Source organism: Roseovarius nitratireducens (assembly GCF_002925845.1).
In the GTDB taxonomy this organism is placed as follows: Bacteria; Pseudomonadota; Alphaproteobacteria; order Rhodobacterales; family Rhodobacteraceae; genus Roseovarius; species Roseovarius nitratireducens.
In genome coordinates, this window is sequence record NZ_PDNI01000052.1 from 20,589 (window position 1) to 30,065 (window position 9,477).

At 61.7% G+C, this 9,477-nt stretch carries 7 protein-coding genes; 1 reads left to right on the top strand and 6 read right to left on the bottom strand.

Annotation, left to right across the window (positions count from 1 at the left end; translation table 11 throughout):
- Positions 1-8 precede the first annotated feature (8 nt).
- Positions 9-782 carry a S1 family serine peptidase gene (locus tag CRJ03_RS19675; RefSeq protein ID WP_129590264.1) on the top strand — a complete coding sequence of 258 codons (774 nt, stop codon included), beginning with the start codon at positions 9-11 and terminating at the stop codon, positions 780-782.
- Between the two features lie 485 nt (positions 783-1,267).
- Here the strand turns inward: CRJ03_RS19675 and CRJ03_RS09365 are convergent, their stop codons facing one another.
- The 6 genes from CRJ03_RS09365 to CRJ03_RS09390 all read right to left on the bottom strand — a co-directional run.
- The gene (locus CRJ03_RS09365) at positions 1,268-3,784 is read right to left on the bottom strand and encodes a sensor domain-containing protein (RefSeq protein ID WP_165375290.1); all 2,517 of its coding nucleotides are present in this window, start codon (positions 3,782-3,784) and stop codon (positions 1,268-1,270) included.
- 453 nt (positions 3,785-4,237) lie between these two features.
- Positions 4,238-4,522, bottom strand: coding sequence for a hypothetical protein (locus tag CRJ03_RS09370; protein ID WP_129590265.1), 285 nt, complete (start codon positions 4,520-4,522; stop codon positions 4,238-4,240).
- Positions 4,523-4,758: 236 nt separating this feature from the next.
- The gene (locus tag CRJ03_RS09375) at positions 4,759-5,619 is read right to left on the bottom strand and encodes a glycoside hydrolase family 26 protein (protein WP_240611627.1); all 861 of its coding nucleotides are present in this window, start codon (positions 5,617-5,619) and stop codon (positions 4,759-4,761) included.
- A gap of 91 nt (positions 5,620-5,710) precedes the next feature.
- A complete protein-coding gene (locus CRJ03_RS09380; RefSeq protein WP_104018613.1) occupies positions 5,711-7,507 on the bottom strand; it encodes a glycosyltransferase family 2 protein in 1,797 nt (598 codons plus the stop codon).
- Entirely contained in the window at positions 7,491-8,492 is a 1,002-nt protein-coding gene (galE, locus tag CRJ03_RS09385) for a UDP-glucose 4-epimerase GalE (RefSeq protein ID WP_439126629.1), read from the bottom strand. The genes CRJ03_RS09380 and galE overlap by 17 nt, the downstream gene beginning before the upstream one ends.
- A 250-nt stretch (positions 8,493-8,742) precedes the next feature.
- On the bottom strand, positions 8,743-9,477 hold a 735-nt coding region (locus tag CRJ03_RS09390), incomplete at its 5' end, for an NAD-dependent epimerase/dehydratase family protein (protein WP_104018618.1).

The following is a 9,477-nucleotide window of genomic DNA, read 5'->3' on the forward strand; positions in this document are numbered from 1 at the left end:
CCTTGTTCTTGCAGAGTTACGTACTTCCAGTCGTTGTCGCAGAAATTGAGAACGGGTCAGCAAACGTTAAGAAATGTTTTGGCTCTTCTTTTGTAATTGATAGGTTATTTCCAGAAACAAAAAACAATCTGATTTTATCAGCAAAGCACGTCATCGAATCTGCGGAACACTATGCTCATGAATTTGGTGGATATGTTGCGTTTGTATGTAAGGATGACAATGGGAAGTCATCACGGTCAGTTGTAGCTAGGATATTGGGATATGAGGCTGGACCTTGTGAGTCAGATATTGTCGTCTGTGTTACGGGATATCAAACCGATACTAATTTTTACTTGAGCATCGAAGATATTGAAGTTTGGCAGGAGGTTGCAACGCTCGGTTATCCAGATGAAGCTGTTATTAGCGGAAATGAAGATGGCCTTCGTCTTAACCTAAGGGCGCAGAAAGGTTTTGTGCAAAGGCAACTCAAACCTGGTGATCTTCTTCACCGCCCGAATCTCACCGGGTATGAATTAAGTTTTTTACTGGCTGGCGGTATGAGCGGCGCTCCAATTTTCGTTTACGAAGGAATTAGGGATCGTGTAGTTGGAATAAGTGTTGGAACTTATGGGTCAGAAACAATGATTAGTGAAAGGACAGAGACGTTGGAAGATGGAACCGAATTTCGAGAGATAATGCAAAGCCTCAATAGATATGGCGTGGCCGAGTCAGTTTCTTCTGTGCAGAATTGGAAATTGGACATGCTCGGTGGCAAATCCTTATCTGACCTTTCTGAGGCTTAGGCATTGTTGCCACACGTGTAGGTTGGCCGCCAACCCACCATCCTGCTCAACCTTCGCGCCGCGCCGGAACGGGAAGCCCCTGCTCGCCAATCCATCGCGCCCGGCACCGCCGGGCCGCGCCCGACCCTCCCCACGGGAGGGCGCGTCGGTGCTGTCGATCGGAGTTCGCATGGCGGGGATGCTTTGGGGTGCGGCGCATCGCACGGGCGGTGGTGCGCCCACCCAGGGTCGGGCGCGGCCCGGCGGTGGCTGCCGTTGGGGACGGATGGTGGGAGGTCCTCGGGTCGGGCCCGAGGATGACGGGGGGTGCTGCGGTGGCGGGAGGTCCTCGGGTCGAGCCCGAGGATGACGGGGGGTGTCGGATGGTGGGAGGTCCTCGGGTCGAGCCCGAGGATGACGGGAAAGAAGGGCGGGGTCGGCCGTCTCGACCGACCGCCCTGCCCCGCGTCACGCTGGGGCTGCACCGCAAGATCGGCGTTTTCTTGTCACGTGTCTTCGTGAAACCGCTTCTTGAAGAACTGGACGACCTCGGCGCTCGGGCGGGGCTCGCTGAAGAAGTTGCCCTGGACCAGGTTGCAGCCTTCGGTGGTGACGCTGGCGTATTGCTCTTCGGTCTCCACACCCTCGGCAGTGGTCAAGATACCCAGGCTGCTGCTCAGCGCGACGACCGCACGCACGATCGCGATGCTGTCTTTCTTGCCGGGCAGGTCACGAATGAAGGATTTGTCGATCTTGATCTTGCTGAACGGGAAGGCGCGCAAGTAACCGATCGAGGAATAGCCGGTGCCGAAATCGTCCATCGAGATCCTGACCCCGAGATCGCGGATCTGACGCAGAATGACAAACGCACCCTCGCTTTCCCTCATCAGTACCTGTTCGGTGATCTCGAGCTCGAGCCGATCGGCAGGCAGCCCCGACTCGGCAAGCGCATTCTTGATGGACCGGACGAGTTTCTTGCTCTTGAACTGAGCCGGCGAGAGATTGACTGAAACCGATATCTCCTCCGGCCACCGCGCGGCTTCGACGCAGGCGTGATACAACACCCATTCGCCCAGCGGCACGATCAGCCCTGTCGCCTCCGCCACCGGAATGAATTCGTCCGGCATCACCAGGCCGCGTTCGGGGCTGAACCAGCGCAGCAGCGCCTCGCAACTGTCGACCGTTCCGGTCTTGACGTCGACCATGGGCTGGTAGAGCAGCTCGAATTCGCCCCCGTTATGGATCGCCTTGCGCAGATCGAGCTCGATGAGGCGGCGGGCCTGCATACGCGCATCCATTTCGTGCTCGAAGAAGCGGTAGACGTTGCCCCCGTCGGCCTTGGCGCGATAGAGCGCCAGATCGGCGTTCTTCATGAGGACATCGGGATCTGTGCCGTCACTGGGCGCGACGGCAACACCGATACTGATCCCCACGATCACCTGACGACCGTCCAAGTCGTAAGGCGCCGAGACAGCCTTGATAAGGCGGCTTGCAAGTGCGGTGATGTCCGAGGGGTCCTTGACCGGAGTCTGGATAATGACGAACTCGTCTCCACCCAGCCTTGCCGGGATGTCTTCGCCACGCAGGCAGCTTTGCATGCGCCGGGCGGCCGCCTGCAGCAACAGGTCGCCTGTGGGGTGCCCGAGCGTATCATTGACGGCCTTGAAGTGGTCGAGATCGAGGCTCAGAACCCCGACGAATTCGCCCGGCCTCTGATGCTTCATGAGGGTGTCCAGCTGATCGTAGAAGCTCACCCGGTTCGGCAGTTCGGTCAGCGCATCGAATTGCGCCATGTGCTGGATTTCCGCCTGATCGGCAAGCCGCTGAGTGATGTCCTCGAAGGTCACCACGATTCCGCCCTCCGGCATCGGCTGGAAGGACGCAGAAATGCTCCGGCCGTCGTTCAAGCGCTGGAGATATGTTCCACCCTCAGGGTCGCGGAGGATTTTTTCCAGCTGAGCGAGCGTGGCCTCGGGGTTCATATCCTCGACGCCCGTTGCTGAAACTCCGAGCGCCATCAACTCTGGTACGGCCATACCCTCCTTGATCACCTCAGGGGGCAGCCCGTAAATCTCCTCAAGGCGCGAATTGTGCAGCACCAGCTTACCCTCTGTGTCGAGCATCAGAAGACCCTGCGACATGTTCGTCAGTGCGGTCTGAAGTTTCGCCTCGGAGTCGGCGAGGGCCTGTTCCGCCTGCCTTCGGTCGGTGATGTCCTCGAACGTCACCACCATCCCGCCGCCCGGCATGGGGCGATAGGTGTCGGCAATGCTCCGTCCGTCGCTCAGGTGTACGATAAAGGATCCGGTCTCGGTTCCAAGGGGGACTTTCTCGATCTGAGCCATCGTGCCCTCGGGGTCCAGATCCCCGACGCCCGATTGTGAAGTCGCGAGCCCGATAATCTCCGGCAAGGTCATGCCGGGCAGGATCTGGTCCTGGGACAACAGGAAAATCTCGGCGAAGCGCCGATTGAACAATACCATCCCGCCCTCTGAATCGAGCATCGCGAGACCCTGCGACATGTTCGTCAGTGCGGTCTGAAGTTTCGCCTCGGAGTCGGCGAGGGCCTGTTCCGCCTGCTTGCGGGAGCTGATGTCGATCACGGCGCCGACCGCGGCAGGTTGTCCTTCGAAGACGGCGGCCGACGCATCGACGAAAATGTCGACGACCTTTCCGCTCTTGTGGGTTATCGTGGTCTCCAACTGGGCGAAATGGCGCTTGCCGGACACGCAGTCCTTTACGACTTCGGCGATGGCAGCTCTGTCTTGCTCCGCGACGAAATCGAGGAGCGGCTCGTTGACCATGTCCGCCGGCAATTCGCCAACCAGGCTGGCCAGATACGGGTTGATGTAACCAATGGTGCCGTCGGCCCGGACAACGACGATGCCGACCACACTTTGTTTGAATTCCGTTCCCGGCTCGTTCATCTCCCAGAACAGATCGCCCTTGGTATCGGGCAAGACCGGAAGCACGTCCTCTGGCCGCGACTTGGATCGCTTGGCCCGCTTGCCCGCGCCGTTCATGGCCACTCTCTCCTTCTGCCTGCGGTCAAAAGCGCCGCGGCCCAGTTCGGATGTATCACCCTGTGGTTTGAACCTGTGAAGCCTGCGGGCAATTCGGGCGGTTTCGGTAGGGTCATTCCCCGCACTGCCATCTTGGCTCGCGCCTAAGCGAAGCCAATCCATAGTGAGGAATCCATAACACACTACGGCCTCAGGAGCCATTGATTTCGGGTTTTTCCGGGTGTCTCAGGCTCCGTGAGGGAGGCGTCAAACGGGTGCTCTTGTTGAGTTTTGCCGAAGCGGCAGGCCGTCAGATCCGCCTCGACCGCCTGCTCGAGCAGCTTGCGCGCTCCGAATTTCCGGGGCCGCTTTAGCTCGTCTTGAAGTGTTGGAACGGGGAGCGCCAGGTCATTCCGCGAGGCGAGCCGCCGCCCGCCTCAACCGGAGGTCATCCGACAGAGCTGAATCCGGCGATCAACGCGCGAAACATGTCGATTTCTTTCCAAAACCGGCCGGCGAGCAGATCCAGCTGCCGTGACCGAGCAAGCGGGCGGATTGGGTCCCGGTCAGGTTGCGCCGGGCCCGTTCCACTTCGGTGGCCGTCTGGCCGTTGCTGAACCAGCTAAAGCCCTGCGTCGCGTTCACCCGCACGACCTGGGACTGTGCTGTCTCGTCGTGCGCCAGCACCGGACCGGCCTGCGCCGATACCAAAACGGCCGCCGCGACGGCGCCCCCGAAATTCCTGGCTATTCTGCTCATGACGTGCCCCTCGTGTTTTTGCCTGCTGCCGCCCTCCAAGGCGCGCCCGGCCCAACAAAATTCGGCCTGCCTCCCCCTCCCCTCCGGAACAGGGCCCGGCTCGAGCGAAATGAAGACCACTTCCCGTGACCAGCACTGATCACATGAATATGGTACGATATTGGCTAGATCATGGTACGACAACGGCGCCCCTTTACAGGGCGCCGTTTTTTGCCGAATTCCGCCGGTCGGAGCGGTTACTCGAGGACGCGGTGATGCACCCGCCAGTCCGGACGGCCGAACCCTTCGGGCCAGTTATAGACCTCAGGATAGTTGAAATAGACCACCCCGACGAGCTGGGGATATCGGTCACCAACATTGCGGACCGCGTTTTCCCACATGTCGACATAGGCCTGTTTTCCCGAGTAGGCGAGTTCGGCCACCACGACCGGCTTGTCGAAGGTGGCAGCGCGTTCGTACCGCGGCGCCATGATGTCCTCGAAGGTCTGGTCACGGTCGTAATGATCCTGGTCCCAGGGCTGGTAGCCGAAGACAGAGATGCCGACGACATCGGTGTAATCGTCGCCCGGATAATAGGCCTCCATCCCCTCAAAACCGGTCGGCGACCACATGTAGCGCACCTTCGGCGCCGCCTCGCGACAGACATCGATCATCCGGCGATAGGCGGCAATATAGGTTTCCGCGTCCCAGCCGGCCCAGATGAACTGGCCGTTGTCATCGTCCATCTCATGCCCCCAACGCACCGTCACCGGGCTTTGCAGCGTGTTCAGAACCTCGCAGATCGTGCGCATGTTATTGTCGTAGCTGCCGTCGAAGATCCCCTCGCGCAGGTGCTGGGGCGTGTTCCGTTCGGACCGCGACCAGGTCCAGGGCTCGATCGTTACCAGAATGGCGCGATGGCGCTCAAGTGCATAGGTATCGGCCTCGCTCAGAGATTGCAGATAGAGGTCTTCCCAGGGCAAGAAGAGATGCTCTATCTGCACGTTCGTGTCATTTTCGAAATCTCCACCGGGATCGTAGACCCCGAAAGGCAGATCTCCCGGCGGCGCAGCCAGAACCGGCACCGACCCGGCGACCCCGAAAAGCAGCGCGGTCAAGAGGGCTGGGAAATACCGGCAATTGCGGTCGAGCGTTTTGGGTACACAAGTCATCATTGTTATCTCTCCATACTAATTTCATAACGTCAGGTTAGTTCCATCCCGGATCAAAACGGTAGACGACAGTACCGCGCGCATTACTTCTTGCGCCGGATGCGCGATATTCGACACTGGTCAGGTGGACAGGTCCGAGCCCGGCCTCAAGAGCATAAAGGCTTTCGGTGCCCCGCAAGAACAGGGCGGCACCGATTGCCGCGAAAACCCCGGCTGTTGTTCCGATTTGCAGTGCGGCGCCCAAACGCCTGGGCCGACCGGTTTCGCGCCAATGGTGCACGACGATCACCGCCAACAGGGCCGAATAGGCCAACGCGTTGAACACCGCCAGCAGGTAGAAGCCGCGCGCCTGCGTGATGTCCGACACCGCGAGAACCGGCACGACGCAGCCGAGCGCAAGAATGGCATAGACAGCCAGCACGCGCCCCGGCAGCGGCGCGTTTTGCGCACCGCCCTTCGGCGTGACCCGGAAGTCGACGAAGCGGCCGCTGAGACGGTCCGCCAGCGCCATCACCACACCCCAGACCACCCAGGGCCATTGCGCCAGTACGAAAAGCCCCTTTTCCCAAGAGATGATCGGGGCATATTGCGGTCGCAGGAACCCATCGCGGTGCAGGCGATAGGCAAAGAGCGTCATCGCCACGACGGTGGGCAGGCTGTGGCCCAGGAAGGCCGGATAGGTCACCTCGGCAAAGCGCCGGTCGAGCACGATCGCAACGATCGGCAGCAAATACATCCCCGCGAAGGTCAGCGCAAACAGCGGATACCAGACCTGGCAGAAGACGAAGAGTGCCCTGAGCCGCGGCGTGAGGCTGCCGAGATAGCGCGGCGTATGGTACAGGAGCAGGCTGAGCAGGCTGCGCGACCACTGGAATTCCTGCGTGGCGAGATCGGTGATGCTGGCCGGACCGTCACCGACGGCGATCGCGTCGATGGCATGGACGCCGCGCCAGCCGCCAGCGTTCATCAGCATCGTCGTCGAATGGTCTTCGGCCAGTTCGGGACCGAGGCCGCCCACCTCTTTCAGTGCCGACGTCCGCACCGCGTAATGCGAACCGATGCACATCGGCGCGAGCGCTCCGGTATAGCCAGCCTGCAGGATGCCGTGGAAACCTGCCTCGGCATAGAGGCGGGTCCGGGCGGCCCAGCTTTCCTTGGCGTTCGCTGCGCAAATGCTGGGGGCGCTGACATAGCCGACGGCGGGATCGGCGAAGGGGCGGATCATCTCGCGCAGGTAACCGGGCCGCGGCACGTGATCGGCATCGAGCTGCGAGACGAGGTCATAGTCGCGATAGCCCCAGTGGTCGTAGAAGAAGGCGAGATTGCCCTCCTTGCAACGGGTGCGCCGGGGCCATTCCGCGCGGTGGTAGTCGTCGCGGCCCTTGCGGGTCGAGACGCGAACGCCGTGTTCGGCACACCATTCCAGGACCTCGGGCGTCGGATCCTCGTCGGCCAGCCAGGTGTCGTGCGGATGGTCCTGCGCCAGCATCGCCTCGAGCGTCGGGCGCACCACGGCGAAGGGCTCGGCTGGGGTCTTTGTCGTGATCATCGCGACCCGGTATTCTCCGGGCACGGGATCGGGCGCGGAACTGACGCGCGCGTTGTGCACCACGCAGAGAAAATAGACCTGCAGCCCGTAGAGCCAGATCAGCGGCCCGGTCGCCATGCCGTAAAGCCACGGATCGAGGATATGATCGGGTTGCAGCCACCATCCCCAGAAGAAGAGCGCGGCCAGCACCCAGACAAGCGTATAACCGCGGTAGATCCACTTTTGCTGCCGGCTCAGAAGCGGTTTCAGAAGACGCTGGCCGGGGCGATCAGACCTTGTCCCCATCGCCGCCTCCCAACCCGAACCAGGGCGCCGCATCGCGCACGATATCGGCGATGTCAGACCGCTCGGTGCGAAAGCCCCACAGCCGCGCCGCCAGGCCGGCATCGGCCGTCAGTTCCGGCGGGTCTCCCGGCCGGCGCGGCGCATCCTCGACCGGGACCGCACGGCCGGTCGCCGCTTCGATCGCGGCAGTGATCTCGCGGACCGATAACCCGCGCCCCGAGCCGAGATTCAGCGCCAGGCTCTCGCCCCCCGCCATCAGGTGTTCGACCGCGCGCACATGGGCGCGGGCAAGATCGGCAACATGGATATAGTCGCGCACGCAGGTGCCGTCGGGCGTGGGATAGTTGGTACCGAAGACCTTCAGCGCCGGCCCCTGCCCCGAGGCGGCCATCAGCGCCAACGGGATCAGGTGGGTTTCGGGGGCATGCCGCTCGCCGATCTCGCCCTCCGGGTCGGCGCCGGCGGCGTTGAAATAGCGCAGGCTGACATGGTGCAGCCCATGGGCGCTGCCGTGGTCGCGCAGCATTTGCTCGCAGATCAGCTTGGTGCGGCCATATGGGTTGATCGGGCGCTGGGGCGTGTCCTCGGTGATCGGCAGACGCTCGGGCAGACCGTAGGTGGCGCAGCTCGACGAAAACACGACGCGCCCCACCCCCGCCTCGGTGCAGCCGGCAAGAAGGCCGATCATGCCGCCGACATTGTTGTCGTAATACTTGCCCGGATCCTGCATCGACTCGCCGACATAGGCCTTGCCGGCGAAATGCAGAACATAGGAAATTTCGTGGCGCATCAGCGCCGCAGCCACCGCGCCCCGGTCGCGCACGTCGCCGCGGACGAGCGCCCCCCAGCGCACCGCATCGGGATGCCCGGTCGAGAGGTCGTCGAACACCACCGGTCGGGCGCCCGCCGCTGCCAGCGCCTTGCAGGTATGCGACCCGATGTACCCCGCGCCGCCAGTAACCAAAACGGGCAGACCTTCAAGCATCAGGTATCCAACTCAGACATCATCCCGGTCGCCGTGCGGATTTCGTTGTGGAAACAGGCGATCGTCCGGTCCGGCCCCTCGCCGAGCGCACTTTGGGCTGCCAGCCCGGCAATTCGCCCGCAGGGGTGATCTCGGGGCGCGTCCTGAAGTGCCCGAATGGGCCGGGTTCGGTCATGCCAAGCGCGGCGAGGGCCCCCTGCCCACCACATGCCGGTTTGTTCCGACAACGCGCATTCATGTATCCGCTCCTTCAGCCAGGCATGTCCATTGAGAACTGGCGCCGGAAATAGCCGATCGTGCGCGCCAGTCCTGTCTCGAGCTCAACAGTGGGGCGCCAGTTCAGCTTCTCGATCGCAAGCGAAATGTCGGGCCGTCGTTTTTGGGGATCATCCTCCGGCACGGGGCCGAATGTGATCTTTGATTTGGAGTCGGTGATCGACATGATCAGATCCGCAATCTCGCGGATCGTGTGCTCGTCAGGGTTACCGAGATTGATGGGGCCGGTCACATCGTCGTTCGAATCCATCATCGCGGCGAGGCCGCCGATCATATCGTCCACGTAGCAAAGCGAGCGCGTCTGTGAGCCATCTCCGTAGATTGTGATGGGCTTGTCGCGCAACGCCTGCAGGATGAAATTCGAGGCGACCCGTCCGTCGGCGGGCGACAGTCGCGGGCCATAGGTATTGAAGATTCTGACGACCTTTATGCGGACGCCATACTGCCGATGGTAGTCGAAGCAGATGGTTTCAGCGCAGCGCTTGCCTTCGTCATAACAGGCGCGCGGTCCAATCGGATTGACGTGACCGTAGTAGGTTTCGCTTTGCGGCTGAACCTGCGCGTCTCCATAGATTTCACTGGTCGAAGCCTGCAGAAAGGTGGCCCCGGTCTCTCGCGCGAGGCGCAGGAGATTGACGGTGCCCATCGGCATTGTTGCAGAACTCAGGCCTGAGGTGTGAGTGCCCCTTTCCCCGCTGACGTCATGCCA

Bases quoted from the DNA above. Each gene is read 5' to 3' on its own strand.
- galE (WP_439126629.1), bottom strand. From the start codon at position 8,492: ATGCTTGAAGGTCTGCCCGTTTTGGTTACTGGCGGCGCGGGGTACATC.
- CRJ03_RS09370 (WP_129590265.1), bottom strand. From the start codon at position 4,522: ATGAGCAGAATAGCCAGGAATTTCGGGGGCGCCGTCGCGGCGGCCGTT.
- CRJ03_RS09365 (WP_165375290.1), bottom strand. From the start codon at position 3,784: ATGAACGGCGCGGGCAAGCGGGCCAAGCGATCCAAGTCGCGGCCAGAG.
- CRJ03_RS09380 (WP_104018613.1), bottom strand. From the start codon at position 7,507: ATGGGGACAAGGTCTGATCGCCCCGGCCAGCGTCTTCTGAAACCGCTT.